The sequence below is a fragment of the Streptomyces sp. RP5T genome, assembly GCF_003933965.1.
Taxonomy (GTDB): Bacteria; Actinomycetota; Actinomycetes; order Streptomycetales; family Streptomycetaceae; genus Streptomyces.
On sequence record NZ_RSAJ01000087.1, the window covers coordinates 1 to 21981 of the forward strand.

Annotated in this window: 15 protein-coding genes and 1 pseudogene; 9 read left to right on the top strand and 7 right to left on the bottom strand. The window is 72.0% G+C overall.

Features of this window, described 5'->3' with window-relative positions; all coding sequences use genetic code 11:
• The first annotated feature begins 14 nt into the window (after window positions 1-14).
• From EHS43_RS12415 to EHS43_RS12430, 4 genes are all read left to right on the top strand, one after another.
• Window positions 15-3023, top strand: coding sequence for a carbohydrate binding domain-containing protein (locus tag EHS43_RS12415; RefSeq protein WP_125190731.1), 3009 nt, complete (start codon window positions 15-17; stop codon window positions 3021-3023).
• Window positions 3024-3325: 302 nt separating this feature from the next.
• Window positions 3326-3793, top strand: coding sequence for a DUF2071 domain-containing protein (locus tag EHS43_RS12420; protein WP_312023416.1), 468 nt, complete (start codon window positions 3326-3328; stop codon window positions 3791-3793).
• On the top strand, window positions 3790-4416 hold the full coding sequence (locus tag EHS43_RS12425; RefSeq protein WP_125190735.1) for a hypothetical protein: 627 nt from the start codon (window positions 3790-3792) through the stop codon (window positions 4414-4416). Before EHS43_RS12420 ends, EHS43_RS12425 begins: the two co-directional genes overlap by 4 nt.
• A gap of 422 nt (window positions 4417-4838) precedes the next feature.
• Entirely contained in the window at window positions 4839-5411 is a 573-nt protein-coding gene (locus EHS43_RS12430) for a hypothetical protein (protein ID WP_125190737.1), read from the top strand.
• 388 nt (window positions 5412-5799) lie between these two features.
• Here EHS43_RS12430 and EHS43_RS12435 read toward each other — a convergent pair whose 3' ends face one another.
• Complete coding sequence (locus EHS43_RS12435) at window positions 5800-7701, bottom strand: ABC transporter ATP-binding protein (protein ID WP_125190751.1); 1902 nt, start codon at window positions 7699-7701, stop codon at window positions 5800-5802.
• A gap of 150 nt (window positions 7702-7851) precedes the next feature.
• On the opposite strand from EHS43_RS12435, the gene EHS43_RS12440 reads away from it, so the two are divergent.
• Together EHS43_RS12440 and EHS43_RS12445 are read left to right on the top strand one after the other, a co-directional pair.
• The gene (locus EHS43_RS12440; RefSeq protein WP_185806225.1) at window positions 7852-8826 is read left to right on the top strand and encodes a lysylphosphatidylglycerol synthase transmembrane domain-containing protein; all 975 of its coding nucleotides are present in this window, start codon (window positions 7852-7854) and stop codon (window positions 8824-8826) included.
• A 384-nt stretch (window positions 8827-9210) separates the two neighbouring features.
• Window positions 9211-10296, top strand: a complete 1086-nt coding sequence (locus tag EHS43_RS12445; RefSeq protein ID WP_125190755.1) for a mechanosensitive ion channel family protein — start codon at window positions 9211-9213, stop codon at window positions 10294-10296.
• A 178-nt stretch (window positions 10297-10474) separates the two neighbouring features.
• On the opposite strand, the gene EHS43_RS12450 is transcribed toward EHS43_RS12445, so the two are convergent.
• Entirely contained in the window at window positions 10475-12010 is a 1536-nt protein-coding gene (locus tag EHS43_RS12450; protein ID WP_125190739.1) for a M1 family metallopeptidase, read from the bottom strand.
• A gap of 206 nt (window positions 12011-12216) precedes the next feature.
• On the opposite strand from EHS43_RS12450, the gene EHS43_RS12455 reads away from it, so the two are divergent.
• Window positions 12217-14436: an NADP-dependent isocitrate dehydrogenase gene (locus tag EHS43_RS12455; protein ID WP_125190741.1), complete on the top strand. Its 2220-nt coding sequence runs from the start codon at window positions 12217-12219 to the stop codon at window positions 14434-14436.
• Between the two features lie 254 nt (window positions 14437-14690).
• On the opposite strand, the gene EHS43_RS12460 is transcribed toward EHS43_RS12455, so the two are convergent.
• A complete protein-coding gene (locus tag EHS43_RS12460; protein WP_125190743.1) occupies window positions 14691-15020 on the bottom strand; it encodes a DUF5713 family protein in 330 nt (109 codons plus the stop codon).
• 46 nt (window positions 15021-15066) lie between these two features.
• Between EHS43_RS12460 and EHS43_RS12465 the strand changes: the two genes are divergently transcribed.
• Entirely contained in the window at window positions 15067-15915 is an 849-nt protein-coding gene (locus tag EHS43_RS12465) for an N-formylglutamate amidohydrolase (RefSeq protein WP_260470497.1), read from the top strand.
• Here the strand turns inward: EHS43_RS12465 and EHS43_RS12470 are convergent.
• From EHS43_RS12470 to EHS43_RS12480, 3 genes are read right to left on the bottom strand one after another with little or no spacing between them, the layout of a single operon-like run.
• Window positions 15862-16365 carry a hypothetical protein gene (locus tag EHS43_RS12470; protein ID WP_125190745.1) on the bottom strand — a complete coding sequence of 168 codons (504 nt, stop codon included), beginning with the start codon at window positions 16363-16365 and terminating at the stop codon, window positions 15862-15864. The two genes, EHS43_RS12465 and EHS43_RS12470, sit on opposite strands and share 54 nt — an antisense overlap.
• On the bottom strand, window positions 16362-16937 hold the full coding sequence (locus EHS43_RS12475) for an RNA polymerase sigma factor (RefSeq protein WP_125190747.1): 576 nt from the start codon (window positions 16935-16937) through the stop codon (window positions 16362-16364). Before EHS43_RS12475 ends, EHS43_RS12470 begins: the two co-directional genes overlap by 4 nt.
• A gap of 59 nt (window positions 16938-16996) precedes the next feature.
• Window positions 16997-18424, bottom strand: a complete 1428-nt coding sequence (locus EHS43_RS12480) for a S8/S53 family peptidase (RefSeq protein ID WP_125190749.1) — start codon at window positions 18422-18424, stop codon at window positions 16997-16999.
• Between the two features lie 148 nt (window positions 18425-18572).
• Here EHS43_RS12480 and EHS43_RS12485 point away from each other — a divergent pair, with 148 nt between their 5' ends.
• Complete coding sequence (locus EHS43_RS12485) at window positions 18573-21140, top strand: CHAT domain-containing protein (protein ID WP_125190757.1); 2568 nt, start codon at window positions 18573-18575, stop codon at window positions 21138-21140.
• 93 nt (window positions 21141-21233) lie between these two features.
• Here EHS43_RS12485 and EHS43_RS12490 read toward each other — a convergent pair.
• Window positions 21234-21776 (bottom strand): annotated as a pseudogene (locus EHS43_RS12490) (response regulator transcription factor); the annotation flags it as partial.
• Between the last annotated feature and the right edge of the window lie 205 nt (window positions 21777-21981).

The window sequence follows — 21981 nt, forward strand, 5'->3', positions numbered from 1 at the left end:
CCTCGGGAGATGCCATGAACTCGAGCTCAACCGCCCCGTGGAGAGCCGGGGCACTGGCACGGCCGCGCCTCCTGCGGCGCGCGCTCGCCACGGCCGTAGCAGCCGCAGGAGTGATCGGACTGCTCACGGGACCTTCGCAGTCCCGGACCGTCCCGATGCAGACCTCGGCCGCCGACTCCGCCACGACGACCGTCTTCTACTACACGAAGACGAAGAACTGGGCGTCCACCTACCTGCACTACGCCCCCGACGGCGGTTCCTGGACCACCGTCCCCGGTACGCAGATGGAGGCCGCCTGCACGGACTGGGTGAAGAGGACCGTCGACCTCGGCTCGGCCACCGGGATGCAGGCCACCTTCAACAACGGCAGCGGCACCTGGGACAACAACGGCGGCAGCAACTACGTCCTGGGCACCGGGACCGTCACCGTCAAGGACGGGGTGATCGCCCACAGCGACCCGTGCGCGGACACCGGCACGGGCTCCGGCAACGAGGCGACGGTCTACTACTCGACGGCCACCACCGGCTGGACCACCGCCAACATCCACTACGCCCCGGCCGGCGGCTCCTGGACCACCGTTCCCGGGGTCGGCATGGAGCCCGCCTGCACCGGCTGGTGGAAGAAGACCCTCGACATCGGCACCGCCACCTCGCTCAGGGCGGCGTTCAACAACGGCAACGGTGTCTGGGACAACAACAACAGCGCCGACTACGCCATCTCCACGGGCACCTCCACCGTGAAGGACCAGAAGGTCACCGCCGGCGCGAAGGATCCCTGCGCGGCGCAGGCACCGGACACCCAGGCCCCCACGGCGCCCGCCAAGGTCACCGCCACCGCCTCCGGCACCTCCGTCGTGGTGAGCTGGGACGCGGCCACCGACGACACGGGCGTGGTGAAGTACCAGGTCACGCGCACCGGCGGGACCAAGGGCACGACCGTCACGGACGTCACCTCGACGGTCCTTTCCGACACCGGGCTCGAGGAGAAGACCGCCTACACCTACACCGTGAAGGCGCTCGACGCGGCCGGGAACACCTCGCCCGCCTCGGCGGCGGCCACCGCGACCACCGGGGAGAAGGCGCCGGAGCCCGCCACCGGCACCCCGCTGGGCACCGACCCGCGCAAGGACCCCATCTACTTCGTCCTCACCGCCCGCTTCTACGACGGTGACAGCTCCAACAACCGCGGTGGCAGCCAGCACGTGAAGTCCGGCAACGCGGCCAACGACGACCCCATGTTCCGCGGCGACTTCAAGGGACTGGTCGACAAACTCGACTACATCAAGGCGCTCGGCTTCTCCGCGGTCTGGATCACTCCCGTGGTCCTCAACCGCTCGGACTACGACTACCACGGCTACCACGGCTACGACTTCTACAAGGTCGACCCGCGCCTGGAGTCGGCCGGCGCCTCCTACCAGGACCTGATCAACGCCGCCCACGCCAAGGGCATGAAGATCTACCAGGACGTGGTGTACAACCACAGCTCCCGCTGGGGCGCCAAGGGTCTGTTCACGCCGACCGTGTACGGCGTCCGCGACAGCCAGTGGAGCTGGTACTACGACGAGAAGAACGACGGCTTCGAGTACGACGGCCTGACCGTCGAGCCCAAGTCCGGCAAGTCGTACTACAACGGCGATATGTGGTCGACGGATGAGCCCACCGGCAACACCTGCGTGAACTGGGGCAAGCCCACCGGAGGCAAGAGCGCCGAGGGCTACACGATCTACAACTGCCAGTGGCCCAGCCCCACTTCGGGCATGTTCCCGAAGCAGTACTACCACCAGTGCTGGATCGGCAACTGGGAGGGCGAGGACTCGCGCTCCTGCTGGCTGCACGAGGACCTCGCCGACTTCAACACCGAGTCGACACCCGTGCAGAACTACCTCATCGGCGCCTACGACAAGTACATCGACATGGGCGTCGACGGCTTCCGCGTCGACACGGCCGTGCACATTCCCCGGGTCACCTGGAACCGCCGCTTCCTGCCCGCCATCCAGGAACGGGTCACCCAGAAGTTCGGGGCCGACAAGGCGGCGAACTTCTTCGTCTTCGGCGAGGTCGGGGCCTTCGTCAACGACAAGTGGAACCGCGGGTCGGTGAACCACTCCGCCCAGTTCTTCACCTGGAAGGAACGCAAGGAATACACCGCCGACGACACCCAGGCCGCCCTCGACCAGTACAACTACGAGGAACAGCTCGGCACCGGCAACCAGCCCACCTCCACCAACGTCTTCCTGAACGGCAACAGCTACCACACGCCGGACCACAGCCAGTTCTCCGGCATGAACATCATCGACATGCGCATGCACATGAACTTCGGTGACGCGCAGAACGCCTACAGCAACGGCAAGGACTCCGACGACAGCGTCAACGACGCCACCTACAACGTCGTCTACGTCGACAGCCACGACTACGGTCCGAACAAGTCGAGCACCCGCTACAGCGGCGGCACCGACGCCTGGGCCGAGAACATGTCCCTGATGTGGACCTTCCGCGGCATCCCGACCCTGTACTACGGCTCGGAGATCGAGTTCCAGAAGGGCAAGCAGATCGACTGCGGCCCCACGTGCCCGCTCGCCTCCACCGGCCGCGCCTACTACGGAGACCACCTGGCCGGTACGGTCACCGCCTCGGACTTCGGCAAGATCGGCTCCGCCACCGGCGAGGTCGCCAACACCCTCGCCCAGCCCCTGGTCAAGCACCTCCAGCGGCTCAACCAGATCCGCCGGGCCATCCCCGCCCTGCAGATGGGCCAGTACTCCACCGACGGCATCTCAGGAGGGATGGCGTTCAAGCGCCGCTACACCAGCGGCGGCACGGACAGCTTCGCCCTCGTCACGGTCACCGGCGGCGCCACCTACACCGGCATCCCCGACGGCACCTACACCGATGCCGTCACCGGAGACGTGAAGACCGTCTCGAACGGCACGCTGTCCGTCGCGGCCCCGGGCAAGGGAAACCTCCGGGTGTACGTGCTGAACGGCCCCGGCAGGATCGGAAGTGACGGCCCCTACCTGAAGTGACGGCTCGGGGCGGCGGCTTGCGATCGACGAGCGGGCCAAGCGGGGCCGGGAGGATGCCTGTGGGGAGGCGCTCGTGACGCGGAGCCGACGGGATCGCCGCCGACCGGCGGACAGACGGCGTACCCACCGGTGGCCGCAGCCCCCGCGGCGAATGCCTCCCGGTGGCGGGGAAGGTCCGCGCTCCTCACACGAGCGTGCAGCAGCGGATCAACCGGGATTCGACAGGAGTGCGAATCGTGTGAGTGCCGTTGCGATGGCGCCTGCGCAGGGCCCAGTGACGGCAAGGCGAGAAATGTGGGGTGGTGGAACGAGCCGGCGGCCGAGGGGAACCGGCCGCCCATGCAGATGCGCCTTTTGGTGCCCTCCTGTGGGCCCGATGGCTGCGGCAGACTTTCGTTCGCCGGCCGTTCCGACCTGCGCAGTTGCGCGTCGCCCCTGATCGCGGCACCGTGTCGTACTCGGGCCCGCGCAGGGCCGGGCGCGTCTCGTACCGCCCGCACGTGCGGCCCGGCGAGCCCGTCCATCCGACGGAGCGCGATGTGTGGCTGACCTCCCGCCGGCGGGCGTACACCCGTCGGCCGGGCCGGATCCGGGAGACACCCGTGGAACACGAACCCTGGCCGTCGGCCGGCGCGGACGTCGAGGCGCCGGCGCCGATGCCGACCGCCGCTGTGGGCCTGCCGGTACCGCTCGGCGAACCCGTCGTGTGCTTCTCCCCCGGTGCCGAGCCCGTCCGGCTCGGGCCGCCCTGCCGGCCCCGTTGCCGATGAGCGGGCGGCCTAGCAGCAGGCGGCTGCGCTTCGACGGCTGGATCGCCGGCCTGGGCACGGCCTCCGGGACCCGGATCGTGCTGGGGCACTGGCCCCGGTCGCCGTTCGGGCCGTTCAGCGATGTGATGTTGGAACGGCCCGACGGGGAAAGGCTGTTGCTCGCCCCCACGCGGCAGACGGCGGACTTCATCAGCGGCACCTACGTCTTCGACACCGTGCGTGTCGTCCCGGTCGACGTGCGCGTCTGCGACGGGACCTGGGGTGTCACGGCCGGCCCCCTCGACCTGCGTTTCATGACGGGCCGCCGCCATCTCCTCGGGCTCCTGCTGCACGCGGTGCCTGGTGTGCTCGCCCGGCAGCCGGCCTGGTGCGCGGTCACGTCCCTCCCCGCCCGCGTCCTGCTGCCCGGGGTGCGCACCCGCGGCAGTGCGGGAGGGGGCCGTAGAGAGTGGTACGGGGCGCGGGACATGTGGCCGATCCAGACAGTGTCGGGGGTCTTCGAGGGCGACGACCTCGGTGCGGCGGCACCCGTCGACCCGCCCGTGCGCTTCGGGTTCGGGTCGGTGCCGAGGAAGCCCTCCCTCACCCGCGTCACGACGACGGTGGCCCTGGCCCCCGACTGAGGGCACCCGGCATCGACGTCGTGTGCGTGGGTCTTCCGGGACGGCCAGGGCGGACGTGTGGCTGCGGGTCACGGCGGACGGGCCGCCGATACGCGCGCACCGCCCATCTCGCAGCGCCCCCGGGACCCGGCCCAGGCCGCCGGACCGCTCTCGGCACCTCGCCAGCCATGGTGGCCCGCTGCGCCTGCCGACCGTGGACCTGGCCCGGACCTGGCGCGGACCTGGCCTCGTACCGAAAGGGCACACCCGGCCGACATGCCTCCTCGACAAGGCGACAGAGGCCAGCAGGGACACCCGAGCGACTGACCCGACAGGGCGTGAACAAGAGCCACGCTCGGCACCGGCGCCCCCGCGCGGAGGTGGTGGACCGGCCCGGCCGGGGCACTCGGGGGCCGTTACAGGACCCGCAGCCGGAGGGCATCATGGACACGACGACACCGACCCCGCCCGACGGACCCACGCGGCAGAAGCGGCTGGGGATCTACCTCAACGATCACCTCGCCGGCGCGACGGCGGGCGTTGAACTCGCCCGTCGCATGACGCGGGAGCACCGCGGCTCGTCCTACGGCGAGACACTGGAGAGCCTGCGCAGGGAGATCTCCCAGGACCGGCAGGCCCTCGTGCGCCTCCTCGCCGACCTCGACGTCCCCGCCCGGCGCTACAAGTCGTACGGCGCGTGGCTGGGCGAGAAGGCCGCGCGGATGAAGCCCAACGGCCGTCTGCTGCGCCGCTCCGGCCTCGCCCTGCTGGTCGAGATCGAGGCATTGCGGCTGGGCGCGCAGGGCAAGGCCTCGCTGTGGCGCGGGCTGCTCGCCGCGTCGGCGCAGGACGCACGGCTGGACGCCGACCGGCTGGAGGAATTGCTGCGCAGGGCGGTGCGGCAGATCAACACCCTGGACGCCCTGCACGCGAGGGCCGCCACGGAACTGCTGTTCCCAGCGATGCGTCCGGACCCCGCCTCGACACCGGCGGCGGAGCCGAACTCAGCGCCCTGACCTGCCGGTCCGCGGTGGTGAAGGGCGTGCGGACGGCGGCAGCCGCACGGCGCCGAATGCCCGCTCACGTACGCGGTGCGAGCCCGACCCCGTGACCTGGGTTGACCTGCCCGCCGACCGGTCCGACCGGCGCGGGCCCGGGACCGCCGGTCATCGTCAGCCATCAGCACCTGGAGCCGGGCGTCCGGCTGCTGCCGTACACCGCCGCCCCTCGTCGACGCCCGCGACGCCGAGGGGCGGCGGTTCGGCCATGTGCGGTTCGTCGACTTCTTGATGCGCCGCCACTCCGACCGAGTGGAGGACCACGCCACCGTCCTGCTCACGGAATGGCGGGCGGGCCACCGGTACCGGCTCACACCCTGACCCGGTGCCCGTGGCGGTCACCTGCCTAGGCCACGGCCTCGCCCGCCGCCGCGATCTCCGGCATTGCGCCGTCCTGCGCGGTGAACTGCGTGCGGTAGAGCTCCGCGTAGCGGCCGTCGAGGGCGAGGAGTTCCTCGTGTGTGCCCCGCTCCGCGATCCGTCCCTCCTCGACCACCAGGATCTGGTCGGCCGAGCGGATGGTGGACAGGCGGTGGGCGATCACGATCGCCGTCCTGCCCTCCAGCGCCTCGGTGAGCGCCTCCTGGACGGCCGCCTCCGAGGTGTTGTCCAGGTGGGCGGTGGCCTCGTCGAGGATGACGACCCGCTGGCGGGCCAGCAGCAGCCGGGCGATGGTCATGCGCTGGCGCTCGCCGCCGGAGAGCCGGTAGCCGCGCTCGCCGACCACGGTGTCCAGCCCGTCGGGCAGGGACCGTACGAGGGTGTCGAGGCGGGAGCGGCGCAGGGCGTCCCACAGTTCGGCCTCGGTCGCCTCCGGGCGGGCCAGGAGCAGGTTCGCGCGGACGGTGTCGTGGAAGAGGTGGCCGTCCTGGGTGACCATGCCGAGGGTGGCTCGCAGGGAACCCGCGCTCAGGTCGCGGACATCGACCCCGCCGATGCGTACGGCGCCCTCGTCGACGTCGTAGAGCCGCGGCAGGAGTTGCGCGACGGTCGACTTGCCGGCGCCGGAGGAGCCGACGAGCGCGATCGTCTGGCCGGGCTCGGCGCGGAAGGAGACGCCGTGCAGGACCTCGGCGCCGCCGCGGGTGTCGAGGGAGGCGACCTCCTCCAGGGAGGCCAGGGAGACCTTGTCGGCGGACGGGTAGCCGAAGCGGACGTCGGAGAACTCGACGGCGACCGGTCCGTCGGGCACCTCACGGGCGTCCGGTTTGTCCTCGATCAGCGGCTTCAGGTCCAGTACCTCGAAGACCCGCTCGAAGCTGACCAGCGCGCTCATCACCTCGACCCGGGCGCCGGCCAGGGCGGTGAGCGGGGCGTACATCCGGGTCAGGAGCAGGGCGAGGGAGACCACGGCGCCCGGTTCCAGGGTGCCGCGCAGGGCGAACCAGCCGCCGAGGCCGTAGACCAGGGCGAGGGCCAGCGCGGAGACCAGGGTCAGGGCGGTGATGAACACCGATTGGGCGGTGGCCGTGCGCACTCCGATGTCGGCCACCTGACGGGCGCGGGCCGCGAACTCCACGGACTCCTGCTCGGGGCGGCCGAAGAGCTTGACGAGGGTGGCGCCGGGCGCGGAGAAGCGCTCGGTCATCCGGGTGCCCATGGCCGCGTTGAGGGCGGCCGCCTCCCGCTGCATCCGGGCCATCCTGCTGCCCATGCGCCGGGCCGGGATCACGAACACCGGGAGCAGCGCGAGCGCCAGCAGGGTGATCTGCCAGGACAGGGTGAGCATCACCACGAGGGTCAGCAGCAGCGTGACCAGGTTGCTGACGACTCCGGACAGGGTGTTGCTGAAGGCGCGCTGGGCGCCGATGACGTCGTTGTTGAGACGGGAGACGAGCGCTCCCGTACGAGTGCGTGTGAAGAACGCGACCGGCATGCGCTGCACATGATCGAACACGGCCGTGCGCAGATCGAGGATGAGGCCCTCGCCGAGGGAGGCCGACAGGCGCCTGGCGAGGATGCCGAGCGCGGCCTCGGCCACCGCGATGAGGGCGATGAGCAGGGCCAGACGGACGACTTTGCCCTCGTCGTCGCCCGACACGATCGCGTCCACGACGTTGCCGGCCAGCACCGGCGTGGCCACGGCGAGCAGCGCGGTCGCCACGCCGAGCACGACGAAGCGGGCGATACGGGTACGGTGCGGTCGGGCGAACGCGCCGATGCGGCGCAGTGTCGCACGGGCGAACGGGCGGCGTTCCTGCTCGGCGTTCATGACACTGTGCAGCTGTGTCCAGGCCGTGGTCTCCATGCTCATGGGAGAGAACTTAGAACCTCAAGCGTTGTCGAGGTCAACGCCCGAACCTCAACCGCCCTTCCGAAGGACTCGATGACCGTACGTAAGACCCTGGTCCCGCTTCCGCAACCCGCCGTTGGCGCGGCGGGGAGAACCTCTCCGGGTGTGACAGCGGTAGAACTCCCCCAGGGACGCTCCTTCCAGCGCCTCCCCGTCCGCCGTATCCGCCAGATCCTGTGTCTGCTCCCGCTCCTGCTGGTCACCGTCGTGGCGGTGCGGCACCGCTCCGTGCTCGCCGAGGGCTTCGGTCATCTGCGGCACGCCGAGTGGCCGTGGCTGGCGGCCGCGGTCGGCACGACCTGTCTGACGTGGGTGGCCGCCTCCTTCACCCGGCAGGGTGCCGTGATGGAGCGGCTGCCCCGGCGGCGCCTGCTGGCCACGCAGTTCGCGGCGGGCGCGGCCAACCATCTGCTGCCGACGGGCCTCGGCGCGGGTGCGGTGAACCTGCGGTTCATGACCGTGTGCGGGGTTCCGCTCGCCCGCTCCTCGGCCGCGCTCGCCCTGTATCTGCTGGCCGAGTCGATCGGCCGGCTCACGCTGCTGGCCGTGCTGTTCGTGGCCTTCCCGGACGCGCTGCGGCTCGGCGCGCTGCTGCCCGGGACGGCGGCCGGTCCGCTGCTGCTGGGCCTGGGCGCGGTGCTGGTGACGGCCGTGGGCGTGCTCGCCGGTGTCCGCCGGGTGCGCACCGCGGTGGGCTCGTTCCTGCGGACCGCGCTGTGCGAGGCGCGCTCGGTGCACACCCGCCCGTCCCGGGCGCTGGCCCTGTGGGGCGGTTCGCTGGCCTTCCCGCTGCTCCAGGCGGCCGGTCTCGCGGCGGTGGGGCAGGCGCTCGGGCTCGCGGTGCCGCCCGTGCACATGGCGCTGGCCTATCTCGCGGCGACCTGCGCGGTGGCCCTGGTGCCCACACCCGGCGGGGTCGGTTCGGTGGAGGCGGCCCTGGTGGTGGCGCTGGTGGCGGCGGGCGGTCCGGCGGCCGTGGCCACGGCGGTGGTGCTCGCCTACCGGATCATCACGGTCTGGGTGCCGTTGGTGCCGGGCGCGCTGACGCTGGGCGCGCTGGTGCGGCTGAAGGTGATCTGACCGCGGCCGACGCCGTCGGCATGGCACCCGCGTGCGCCGTTCCCGTGCCGTCGCGTCTGTGCGCGGGAGCCGTTTTCGGCCGGACCGTGGGGCCGGGCAGGCGGAGCCGGGCCGTTCGGTGACGGTGGACAGTTGTTCGTCCGGGGCGCCCACGACCGTCGCCGGTTCCGGTCGCGAGCAGGCGGGACGCTCCGAGGGGGTCGTCCGAAACCCGGCGATCCGGCATCGGGCCGGCTACGAACTCCCGTGCCGGATACGGCAGGATGAGCGGTCGCGTCGGCCACGGAACCTTCACACGGCCGAACCTTCACACGGCCGACGCGATCGCACTTCCCGGACTTTCGAACAGGTGGCAACGTGACGGCATTTCAACGGGATCTCACCATGGACGACCTGATCGGCGCCGGTGTCGCCGTGGTCGCGGGCCTGGTGGCGGCTTTCCTGCTGCGCATGCTGCTCAAGTGGCTGGGCAAGCACGCGGACCGCACCAAGTGGGGCGGGGACGACGTCCTGGTGGCCGCGTTGCGGACCGTGGTGCCCTCGGCGACGATCGCGGGCGGCATCGCCGTCGCCGCGGCCGCGCTGCCGTTGACCAAGGGCGTCCAGCGCACGGTCAACCAGGTGCTGACGGTGCTGCTGATCTTCGTCGTCACGGTGGCCGCGGCCCGGCTGGTCGCGGGGCTGGTGCGGACGGTGACCACGTCCCGCTCCGGGGTCGCCGGCTCGGCCACGATCTTCGTCAACATCACACGGGTGCTGGTCCTGGCGATCGGTTTCCTGGTCGTGCTGCAGACCCTCGGTATCTCCATAGCGCCCATGCTCACCGCCCTGGGCGTCGGTGGTCTGGCGGTCGCGCTGGCCCTCCAGGACACGCTCGCCAACCTCTTCGCGGGCATCCACATCCTCGCCTCCAAGACGGTCCAGCCCGGTGACTACATCCGGCTGGCCAGCGGCGAGGAGGGCTACGTCGAGGACATCAACTGGCGGCAGACCACCGTGCGCGCGCTCTCCAACAACCTGATCGTCGTCCCCAACGGGGAGCTCGCCAAGACGAACATGACCAACTTCATGCGTCCCGAGCAGCAGTTGACGATCCTGGTGCAGGTCGGGGTGGCCTACGACAGCGATCTGGAGCACGTCGAGCGCGTGACCTGCGAGGTCGTCACCGAGGTCATGACCGGGGTCGAGGGCGCGGTCCCCGAGCACGAACCGCTGGTCCGCTTCCACACCTTCGGCGACTCCCGGATCGGCTTCACGGTCATCCTGGGCGTCGGCGAGTTCAGTGACCAGTTCCGCATCAAGCACGAGTTCATCAAGCAGCTGCACAGGCGCTACCGCGAGGAGGGCATCCGGATCCCGGCGCCGACGCGGACCGTGGCCCTCCAGCAGGGCTCGGTGTCGATTCCGCAGCAGCGCGGGGCGGAGACCGTGATCGAGCAGGGCGAGGTTTCCGCCGCGCGGCTCGACTAGGTCCCGCCCTTCGTACCGGACCGGCGTTGCGGAACGGCGCGTCCGGGCCCGGCTCCTGCGGGGGCGACGATCGGGTACCCCCGCACGGTCGGGGCCGGGCCCGCGACCATGGCACCGCGAAGCCGTGGCTGCGCGGGCCGTCCGGGCCGATCGGGAACACCGGCCCCGCCGTGGTCGGCTACAGGGTCGCCGAGTTGTCGTGCCAGTGGCCGTCGGTGCGGTTCTGCGGCTGGCGCGGCGCGGAGCCGGCCGGCGTCACCGTCCAGTCCGGGTGACCGGGCATCCTCGGGGTCTTCGTGCCGTAGAGCCAGGCCCCCAGGAAGCCCGACTGGTCGACGCCGGAGACCTCGGAGGCGACGGCGATGTAGTCCCGCGTGGAGGCCGACGCGTTGCGGAAGCGCTCCAGGAACGTGGACTCGATCGCGCCGAAGACGCTCTCGCCGACCTGTTGACGCAGCGCGTACAGGACGAGGACGCCGCCGAGGTAGCGCTGGCTGTCGAAGAGGTTGGCGGCGTTCGGGGCGGCGACGGGGCCCGAGGACTGGCGCCACTGGTCGCCGCGCGCGTACGTGTCCTTCATGCGGGCTTCCATGGTGGTCAGGCCGAGGGAGTCGGCCCAGCCGCGCTCGTAGCGGTACAGCAGCCCGTAGAAGTCGGCGTGGCCCTCGTTGAGCCACAGGTCCGACCAGGTGGCCGGGCTGACGCTGTTGCCGAAGTAGGAGTGGACCAGCTCGTGCATCATGTGCGAGCCGATGCTCCTCTCCGCCTGGAGCAGGAAGTTCGGCTTGTACAGGGTGAGGGTCTGGGTCTCCAGGCCGGTGAAGTCGAAGGCGTTCGAGGCGTCGTTGTTGCAGGGCAGCAGGCCGTACGTCTCGAAGGGGAAGGCGCCGAGCCGCTGCTCGATCCAGCTCACCAGGTTCGGGGTGAGGGCGAGGGCGGGCTCCAGCGCGGCGGCCCGGGCGGCCGGCACGACGTCCCGGAGCGGGAGTCCGTGCGGGCCCTGCCGGTCCTTGATCACGTAGTCGCCGACGGTGATCTGCACGAGCTCCGTGGCCATCGGCTCCCGGGACCGGTAGCGGTACGCGGTCCGGCCGTCGCCGAGGTCCTCGGTGCCGGCGGGCAGGCCGGAGGCGACGCCCTTCAGACCGGCCGGGACGGTGATGCGGAAGGTGAAGTCCGCCTTGTCCGAGGGGTGGTCGTTGCAGGGGAAGACGGTGTGCGCCGCGTTGGGCTGGGGGCAGATCGCGAAGCCGTCCGGGGTGGGGACCCAGGCGGTGGGTGCGAGGGCGGCGCGCGGGTCCGCCGTGTACGTCACGGTCACGGTGGCCGTGCGCTGCGCGGCCAGCGGGGCGGCCGGGGTGATCCGCAGCTTCTCGCCGGCCTGCTCCCGGGCGGCCCGGACGCCGTCGAGCAGCACCTCGTGCACGTCGAGGCCCAGCGCGTCCAGGGAGAAGCGGCTCAGTTCCCGGGTGGTGGTGATCGTCAGGGTCGCCGTCGCGTCGACGAGCCGGGTCGTGGCGTCGTAGGCGACGTCGAGGTCGTAGGCCAGGACGCGGTAGCCGTCATTGCCGAGGGCCGGGAAGACGGGATCCCCGAGGGTCTCCGGGCCAGGGGCGGCGGTCTCCGGGTCCGCGTGCGCCGGGGCCGCCACGGACAGGGCCGCCATGGTGCCGAGCAGCGCTGCCGGGGCCGTCACTCTGGTGCGATATCTCATGGTCTGCTTTCGCTCGGGCGGCCGGGTGGTCGGGTCCGGCCGCCGGACGACGGTGATCAACGTGCAGGACCACAGCATCAGACGCTTCGGTTGCCTCGGGGGATGTGCGGGATCCTCGCGTCGGGTCGAGGACCGCTGTCGAGACCGGGGCGGTCACGAGATATCTTGATGTCGAGCAATGTTGCAGACGTGGAGCGGAGCACCCGGTGACTGACTCGACCATCATCTATACGCACACTGACGAGGCCCCGGCCCTGGCGACGTATTCCTTCCTGCCGGTGGTCCAGGCGTACGCCTCGCAGGCGGGTGTCTCTGTGGAGACGCGGGACATCTCGCTGGCCGGGCGGATCATCGCCGTGTTCCCGGAGTACCTGACCGAGGACCAGCGGATCCCGGACGCCCTGCACGAGCTGGGCGAACTGGCGAAGACGCCCGAGGCCAACATCATCAAGCTGCCGAACATCTCGGCGTCCATCCCCCAGCTCAAGGCCGCCGTCGCCGAGCTGCAGGCCCAGGGCTACGCGCTGCCGGACTACCCGGACGACCCGAAGACCGACGAGGAGCGGGACATCCAGGCCCGCTACGACAAGGTCAAGGGCTCCGCCGTGAACCCGGTCCTGCGTGAGGGCAACTCCGACCGCCGCGCCCCCGCCTCGGTCAAGAACTACGCCAAGACCCACCCGCACCGCATGGGCGCCTGGTCCTCGGACTCCAAGACCAACGTGGCCACCATGGGCGTCGACGACTTCCGCTCCACCGAGAAGTCCGTCGTGATCTCCGAGGCCGGCTCGCTGCGCATCGAGCTCGTCGGCGACGACGGCTCCACCACCGTGCTGCGCGAGTCGGTACCGGTCCTCGCGGGCGAGGTCGTCGACGCCTCGGTGCTGCACGTGGCCCCGCTGCGCGAGTTCCTCACCGCGCAGATCGCGCGTGCCAAGGCCGAGGACGTGCTGTTCTCCGTGCACCTCAAGGCCACGATGATGAAGGTCTCGGACCCGATCATCTTCGGTCACGTGGTGCGCGCGTTCTTCCCGAAGACCTTCGCGCAGTACGGCCCGACGCTCGCCGCGGCCGGCCTGACCCCGAACGACGGTCTGGGCGGCATCTACAAGGGCCTGGAGTCCCTGCCCGAGGGCGCCGAGATCAAGGCGTCCTTCGACGCCGAGCTCGCCGAGGGCCCGGCGCTCGCGATGGTCGACTCCGACAAGGGCATCACCAACCTGCACGTGCCGTCCGACGTGATCGTGGACGCCTCGATGCCGGCCATGATCCGCACTTCCGGCCACATGTGGGGCCCGGACGGCCAGGAGGCCGACACCCTCGCGGTGCTGCCGGACTCCTCGTACGCCGGTGTCTACCAGGCCGTGATCGAGGACTGCCGGGCCAACGGTGCCTACGACCCCTCGACCATGGGCTCGGTGCCGAACGTCGGCCTGATGGCGCAGAAGGCCGAGGAGTACGGCTCCCACGACAAGACCTTCGAGATCCAGACCACCGGCACGGTCCGCCTGGTCGACCAGAACGGCAACGCCGTCATCGAGCAGACCGTCTCCGCCGGTGACATCTTCCGCGCCTGCCAGACCAAGGACGCCCCGATCCGGGACTGGGTGAAGCTGGCCGTCACGCGCGCCCGCGCCACCGGTGTCCCGGCCGTGTTCTGGCTGGACGAGACCCGCGCGCACGACGCCCAGCTGATCGCGAAGGTCAAGGCGTACCTGCAGGAGCACGACACCGAGGGCCTGGACATCCGCATCCTCGCCCCCGTCGAGGCCACCAAGCTGTCGGTGGAGCGCATCCGCCGCGGCGAGGACACCATCTCGGTGACCGGCAACGTCCTGCGTGACTACCTGACCGACCTCTTCCCCATCCTGGAGCTGGGCACCAGCGCCAAGATGCTGTCGGTCGTCCCGCTGATGGCGGGCGGCGGCCTGTTCGAGACGGGTGCCGGCGGCTCCGCCCCGAAGCACGTCCAGCAGCTGGTCAAGGAGAACTACCTGCGCTGGGACTCCCTCGGTGAGTTCTTCGCGCTGGTGCCCTCCCTGGAGCAGTACGCCGACTTCACGGGCAACTCCCGCGCGAAGGTTCTCGCCGACACCCTCGACCGCGCCACGGCGACCTTCCTCAACGAGGACAAGTCCCCGACCCGTCGCGTCGGCGGCATCGACAACCGCGGCAGCCACTTCTACCTGTCCCTGTACTGGGCCCAGGAGCTGGCCGCGCAGAGCGAGGACGCGGACCTGGCGAAGGCCTTCGCCCCGCTCGCCGAGACGCTCGCCGCGAACGAGCAGCAGATCGTCGAAGAGCTGAACGCCGTCCAGGGCACGCCTGCCGAGATCGGCGGCTACTACCAGCCCGACCCGGCCAAGGCCGCGAAGGTCATGCGCCCGTCGACGACGTGGAACGAGGCGCTGGCGTCCCTGAGCTGACGCCCGTGCGCTGTACGCCTCCGCCCCGGTCGACTGCGGTTTCGGCCGGGGCGAAGGTGTGTTCGGGGCAGGTCGGGTCGGGGCGTGTCCCTGGGGGCCGTGTCCGGCGCGATGACCTGCCGGAGCCGGCCGGGTGACCGCCGGGGCCGGACCAGAGGCCCGCCGGCCGAACGCCCAGCACCCGGTCCGCGTGACTCCGTCCGCGAAGCCGCCCGCCGGGAACCCGGCAGGCGGCAGGCGGCAGGACCCCGGGCTCACCAGTCCCGGGTGCCGATCAGTTCCTCCACGTCCGCGTCCTCGAAGCCGTAGGCCCGGGCGATGAACCAGAACTCCTCGGCTATCTCCTCGCGGGCCACGGTCTCGATGTCGAACTCCTCGTCCTGGAGGGCGTTGAACTCCTCCGTGGCCGCCTGGGTCAGCGCGTACAGCGCGGCGAGGTCGGCGGGCCGGTCCGCCTCGATGCGCCGGCACAGCCGGAGCAGGACGTCCCTGCCCCGGTCCACCGCGTGGTCGGGGTAGTAGTCGTCCCGGTAGAGCGCCTTGAGGAACGGGTGACCGCTCACCTGCTGGTTGCCGATGTTCATGCTGAGATGGTGCACCACGCCACTGACAACGCCCCGGGAGAGCCGTATGCCCTCGTTCGACCTGTTGCCCGGTGCCGAGGGGTCGGCGGTGATTCTCCATGTGCCGCATTCGGCGAGGGAGATCCCCGCCGATGTGCGGGCCGGGATCGTGCTGGATGACCCAGGACTTGAGCGGGAGCTCGATCACATCGTCGACGCGCACACCGCGGAACTCGCCGAGGAGGCGGCCCGGTTGGCCCGGGTGGCGCCGTGGCGGTTCGTGAACCGGCTTTCGCGGCTGGTCGTCGATCCCGAGCGGTTCCCGGACGAGCGGGAGGAGATGCTCGCCGTCGGGATGGGGGCCGTGTACACGAGGACCACGGCGCGGGAGGAGCTGCGGCCCGCGGACACCGACCCCGAGCCGCTGATCGCGCGCTACTTCCGGCCGTACGCCCGGGCCATGACCGAGGCCGTGGCCGAGCGGCTGGCCGTCGCCGGGCGGGCCGTCGTCATCGACGTGCACTCGTATCCGACAGCGGCGCTCCCCTATGAACTGCACGGTCAGGGGCCGCGGCCGCCGGTCTGTCTCGGTACCGACTCCTTCCACACGCCTCCCGAACTGCTCGCCGCGGCCCGGGAGGCGTTCGGGGAGGTCGCTCTGGACACCCCCTTCAGCGGGACGTACGTGCCGTTGGAGTTCTACGGCCGTGATCCCCGGGTCAGCGCCCTGATGGTGGAGATCCGGCGGGACACGTACATGACGGAGCCGGGCGGGCCGGCCGGGCCGGGGCTCCACGAGCTCGCGCAGGCACTCGCCGCTCTCGTGGACGCCCTGGACGGGCTCCGCCCGGACCCTCCTGCCTCAGACCGTCAGCCAGTCGGTGACGATCACCTGTCCGTCGGTCCGCAGCCGTAGCGCGAAGGGGCCGGCCGGGGACCGGTCGCAGGTGAAACGGCCCATGTCGTCGGTGGTGAGCGGCGAGCCCGCCTCCGGACCGCTGAGCACCTCGATCCGGGCCGACTGGGGCGGCAGCACCTGCCCCATCAGGCCCTGCGGGGTGAGTTCGACGTCGACCGTCACCTCGCCCGCGTGGAAGGTCAGCATCCGCGGCGTCCCCGTCGCCCCCCGCACCGGGATGGCGTCCACCACCGAGTCGAAGGTGAGGTCGGCGATCCGGCTGTCCAGGTCGTGCAGCGCGAACGCCTCGACGGCGATCTGCCGCAGGCCGGGCGGCACGGGATCCAGGATGGCCGTCGCCTGCCGGAGCTCCTCCTCCAGCATCTCCAGGGCGAACTCCTCGTCGGGCAGCGCGTCTTCGCCGAAGCCGAGGACCTCGTCGCCGAAGTCGTCGTTCACGTCGCTCATACCGCCCCCCGGGCTTCGAGCCGCGCCCGCAGCCGCCTCAGGCAGCGCTGGCGCAGTGGTCCGATGCTGCCCACCGCGATCCCCAGTGCGGCGGACACCTCCTGGTAACCGGGCTTCGGCGAGGCCATCAGGATGCGCAGCAACTGCCGGCAGCGCTCGCCGAGTTCCTCGAACTCCTGCCACAGGAACCGCACGCGCTCGCTCTGGGCGGCCGCGTCCTCGGAGTCGATGAACGACTGCTCGGGGGTACGGTCCTCGCTGATCCGGTCCAGGAGCTGCGGGTCGTCCGTGACGGTCAGCCGCCTTAAGCTCTTGAGCACCTTCAGGCACTCGTGGCGCGCGGTGCTGGCCAGCCAGGACTTCGCCTTGTCGGGTTCGCGGATCCGCCCGAGGTGCTGGGCGAAGCGGAACCACACGGTCTGGTACACCTCGTGCGCGTCGGCGTCGGAGAGCCGGTGCGCGCGCACCACGGCCCACACCAGGGGGCTCAGCCCCTCCACGAGCGCCTTCCAGGCCGCCGCGTCCCCGTCGACGGCGGACTGGACCAGCGCACCGACATCTGCTCGGTCCACGGCCCCACCCCTCGTGTACGGCAAGTCATCGTACGCCGTGGAAGGGACCGCTCCGGCCGTCATGCGCCGACCGGGCGCTGCACGACCGGCACCGGGCGCCAGCCGGACGGCCTGAGCGCCGGTACGTGCGCCCCGCGCACTTCGGCGAACTGGGTGTTGGCGGCCAGCAGTTGCTGCCGGGCGGCGCGCGGGTCGGTCTCCTTGTTCGCGGTCATGTGGGCGGCGACCAGGCCTGCCACGACCGGGGTCGCGAAGGAGGTGCCGCTCCAGTGCGCGTATCCCTCGAACATGACCTGGTCCGGCTTGGTGACGGTGCCGTCCTCGCTCAACACGCCGACGTGGGAGGGGGACTGGCAGGTGCACACGTAGGTGAAGCCGTACCGGCAGGCGTCGTAGGTGGAGTGCTGGTACTGGTACGGCACCGGGGCGTCGAAGCCGGTGAGTGTGCTGGTGAGGCGCTCGCCGGGGGCGTACACCTTGACCCAGGAGCCGTGGTTGCTGAAGCAGGCGCCGAACTCGCCGTCGCCGCGCAGCGCGCCCACCGACAGGACGACGCCCTGGTAGTCGGGCAGGTCGGCGTAGGCGGCGGGCCAGAAGGGGCTGGCGCTGGCGTTGTTGCCGGCGGCGGCGACCAACAGGGTGTCGTGGGCGCGCAGTTCCTGCATGAAGGCGTCCATGCCGAGCAGTCCGTCGGTACGGCCGTTGGAGGTTCCCGCGGAGAGGCTGATGATGTCGGGCCAGCCGCCGTCGACCGCCTCGAAGAGCTTCTCGCCGAGCTCGGACTCCAGGATGGCGCCCGCGTCGTTGAGGGTGCTGCGGACGGTGATGTCGGTGTTGGGCGCGACGGCGGCGAGGACTCCGGCGATGAAGGTGCCGTGGCCGACGTACTGGAGGAGGTTCCCGGCCCCGTCGGTCTCGGTGCCGTGCAGGTCGCCGTCGACGTGGGCGAGCAGCGGCACGAGCGCGTGGTCGTGGGTGAGGCCGTTGTCGACGACGAGGACGTCCACGGAGGTGTCGGGATCGTGACCGGTCTCCGCCGGTGCCGGGTTGGTGCCCTGGCTGAGCGCGGCGGGCACCGGTTCGTCGCCGGGGCAGGAGTTGACCGCGATGGAGACCACGTGGTTACGGCTGACCAGGCGGCGCCCTGCGCGTCCCTCGCGTTCGCTCAGGGCGCGCAGTGCGTGGGTGACCGCGCGGTCGCCGCGCCGGTCGCCGTGGCCGGGGTCGCCGACCTTGATCCGGGTGATGCCCGAGCGGTTGGTCTCGGGGCTGTCGCGGCGCACGTGGTCGCCGGTCAGACCGGTCGCCTCGGTGAAGTGGGTGCGGACGGTCTCCTCGACGAGTGCCGCGTCGCGTCCGTCGCGGGCGAGGACGACACCCTTCTCGTAGATGAACTCCGAGGCGTCGTCGGGTCCGAGGGCCAGCGGGACGTCGGGCATGGAGCGCTGGATCTGGTCGAACTGCTCGTGGAATCGCTGAGGTGCCATGGCGTGTCCTCCCACTGAGGCGTCGGTCGTCAGTCAGAGCCCCGGGACCGGTGATTGATACAGCGCCAAACCGGTGTGGCCCGCCACCTGGGCCACTACCATCCTTTGAGTGACAGCGGGAAGCGACACGGTTCTCGAACTTCTGCCGATGGTGTTCGCCGCCCCCAACCAGGCGCTGGCGAGGGCGGAGGACGTACTCGGCTCTGATCCCTCACCGCTGCACGCCTCCGTCGCCCACCAGGTCATCGGCATCTGGCAGCGGGACTGGGGCGACATGCGGATCGCCCTGGGCCATCTGCGCCGGGCCCGCGACCTGGGCGCGCGCTCGGAGTCGGTCGACCGGGAGGCGGACGCGCTGGCCGCGCTCGGGGTGGCGCTGGTGCACGCGGGGCGCACCCGGCAGGGTCTGGAGTCGCTGGAGCGGGGTGTCGCGGTCAGCAGCGGGCACACCAGGGCGCAGGTGCTGTTCCGGCGCGCGTACGCCTCGTGGGTGCTGGGGCATCACCGGGCGGCGCTTGAGGACGTACGGCGGGCGGTGCCGGTGCTGCGGCAGGCGGACGACGTGATCTGGACGGCACGGGCGCTGACCCTGCGGGCCACCGTGCATCTGGCGCTCGGGGCGGTGGAGCGGGCGGACGCCGACTTCACGGCGGCCGAGGCCCTGTGGGACACCACGGGCCAGGAGCACGACAAGGCCGACGTGGTGGAGAGCCGGGGGCTGGCCGCCTACCGGTCGGGGGACGTGCCCGCCGCGCTGCGCCTGCTCGACGAGGCGCAGGAGCGGTACGCCAAGCTCGGCACGCCGACGTTCATGCTCACCATCCGGCGCTGCGAGGTCCTGATGGCCGCGGGGCTCGCCCCGGAGGCGCTCGCGGAGGCGGACGCGGCGATCAAGGTGCTCGACGGGATCGGCGGGCAGTCCACCCGCAAGGCGGAACTGCTGCTCGCCGCCGCGCGGGCGGCCCGGCACGCCGGGGACGCGCACACCGCGATCGCCCGCGCCGACATGGCCGTACGGCTGTTCGCCGGGCAGCGGCGCACCTGGTGGGAGACGCACGCCCGGCTGGTGCTGATCGAGGCGCGGGTCGCCGCCGGACGCGGTTCGGGACGGCTGGTCGCGGACGCGGCCGCGGTCGCGGACCGGCTGGCCTCCTTCGGCGCTCCGGCCGCCCCCGAGGCCTCGCTGCTGGCCGGCCGGATCGCGCTCGGCCTGGGGTGGCGGGAGGACGCCCGACGGCATCTGGAGGTGGCCGCCCGCAGCCGGCACAGCGGGCCGCCGCTGGCCAGGATGACCGGATGGGCGGCGCGGGCGCTGTGGGCGCGGGCCGTGGGGACCGACCGGCAGGTGCTGGAAGCCTGCCGCCGAGGTCTGGACGTGCTCGACGACCACCGTACGACCCTGGGCGCCTCGGAGCTGCGGGCCCGTGCCACCGCTCAGGGCGCGGAACTCGCCGGGCTCGCCGCGCGGGCCTCGCTCGCCTCCGGCGGTCCGCGGCGGCTGCTGGTGTGGAGCGAGCGCTGGCGGGCCACGGTGCTGTCCGCGCCGCCGACCCGCCCGCCGGCCGACCCGGCGCTGCTCAGCGGCCTGACCGCCTTCCGGGAGATAGCGGCCCGTGCGGAGGAGGCCCGGATGGAGGGCCGGCCGGTGCCGACGCTGGAACGTGAACAGCGGCGCCTGGAACGGGAGATCCGCTCCCGCACCCTCCACATCCGCGGCGACGCTCCGGGAGACGGCTACCGGTTCGACCCCGGCAGACTGCTGGAACGGCTCGGGGACGACGTACGGCTGGTCGAACTCGCCGTGCTCGACGGGCGTGTTCAGGTGCTGCTGTGCGCGCAGGGGCGGGTGCGGCGGTTCGAGGCCGGGCTGCTGGCCGACGCCGAGCGCGAGGCGGAGCACGTCCAGGCCGGGCTGCGGCGGCTGGCCCACCCGGGGGCGGAGGCCCGGCTTCCGGTGGTGGAGGCGGCCGGGCGGCGGCTGGAGGAGCTGCTGCTCGGGCCGGCCGCGGCGCGGCTCGGTTCCGGTCCGGTCGTGGTGGTGCCGCCGGGGCGGTTGCACCAGGTGCCGTGGGCGCTGCTGCCCTCGCTGCGGGACCGGGTGTTCAGCGTGTCGCCGTCGGCGAGCAGTTGGCTGCGGGCGAGGGAGACACCGCCGCCGGCGCACGGCGGTCAGGTGCTCGTGCGCGGTCCCGGACTGGCGACGGGCGGCGCCGAGGTGCCCGAGCTGGCCGCGCTCTACGGTTCGGCGACCGTTCTGGAGCACGACGACGCGCGCGTGCCGCGGGTGCTGGAGGAGTTGGACGGGGCGGCGCTGGCCCATATCGCGGCGCACGGCGCGTTCCGTGCGGACAGTCCGCTGTTCTCGTCGTTGCGGATGGCCGACGGGCCGCTCATCGTCCACGACTTCGAGCGCCTGGACCGCAGCCCGTACCGGATCATCCTGTCCTGCTGCGACACCGCCCGTTTCGCCTCGGTCGGCGCGGACGAACTGCTCGGCCTGGTCACCGCGCTGCTGCCGTTGGGCACGGCCGGGGTGGTGGCGTGCAGCGCGCCGGTCAACGACGAGGCGGTGGTGCCGCTGATGCTCACCCTGCACAAGGGGCTGAGCGCGGGGGCGTCCATGGCGGAGGCGCTGCGGGACGCGCGGGCCTCGCTGCCGGGGGACTCGGTGCACCGGGCGACGGGGTGGGCGTTCTCGGCGTGCGGGGCGGCGTGAGCGTCGCGGGCGCCGCGAGCGCCGGGAGGTGTGGGGCGGCCTGACCCCTCCCCCGAATACTGGGGGTCAGACCGCCCCGGTCCGGGGTACGGCTCAGGCCGGCTGTGCCTCCGGCAGCTCCACCAGGCACGGCAGGGCGTCGCGGTCGCTCGCGCCGAGGCGGGCGTACGCGCTGTAGAGGTGGTTTCCGACCGTCCGGATCGACAGGGTGAGTTTCTCCGCGATCTGGCGGTTGCTCAGTCCGGCGGCCGCGAGGGTGACGATCTGCCGCTGGCGGGCGGTGAGTTCGCCGAGGACCAGCCCGGCCAGGGCCGGGGTGCGGGCGCCCTGACAGCGCCGGGCCAGGGCGACGGCCCGGGTCCGTGCGGTGCGGGCGGCGCTCGGGTCGCGGTGCGCGCCCGCGGCCTGGGCGTAGGCCTCGGCCGCGAAGAGCAGGAAGCCGCGCTCCTCCAGGGCCTGGGCGGCCCGGTCGAGGCCGGGCCCGTCGCCGCGGGCGAGCGCCTCGGCATGGGCGGCGAAGACCCCGGTCAGCCGCCCGACGGCCCGCTCGGGCGCACCGAGTCGGACGGCGTCGTACGGGTCCTGGCCGGCCACCCCGAGAGCCGCGGGAAGGTCCCCACGGGCAGCGGCCCGCCAGGTCTCCGCGGAACCAGCGGCGTGTGACGGCGAGTCGGCCGGGACCGGGAGGTCGTGGCGTCGCACGGAGTCGTACGGGGCCCCATCGGACACCGCGGCAGCCGCACCGAGGTCAGCACGGGCGGCAACCCGACAGGCTCCCGTCCGTGAATCGGCTGTGGCGTCGGAGCGAGGGGTGCTGGAGGTGACTGCTGGGGTGGGGTGC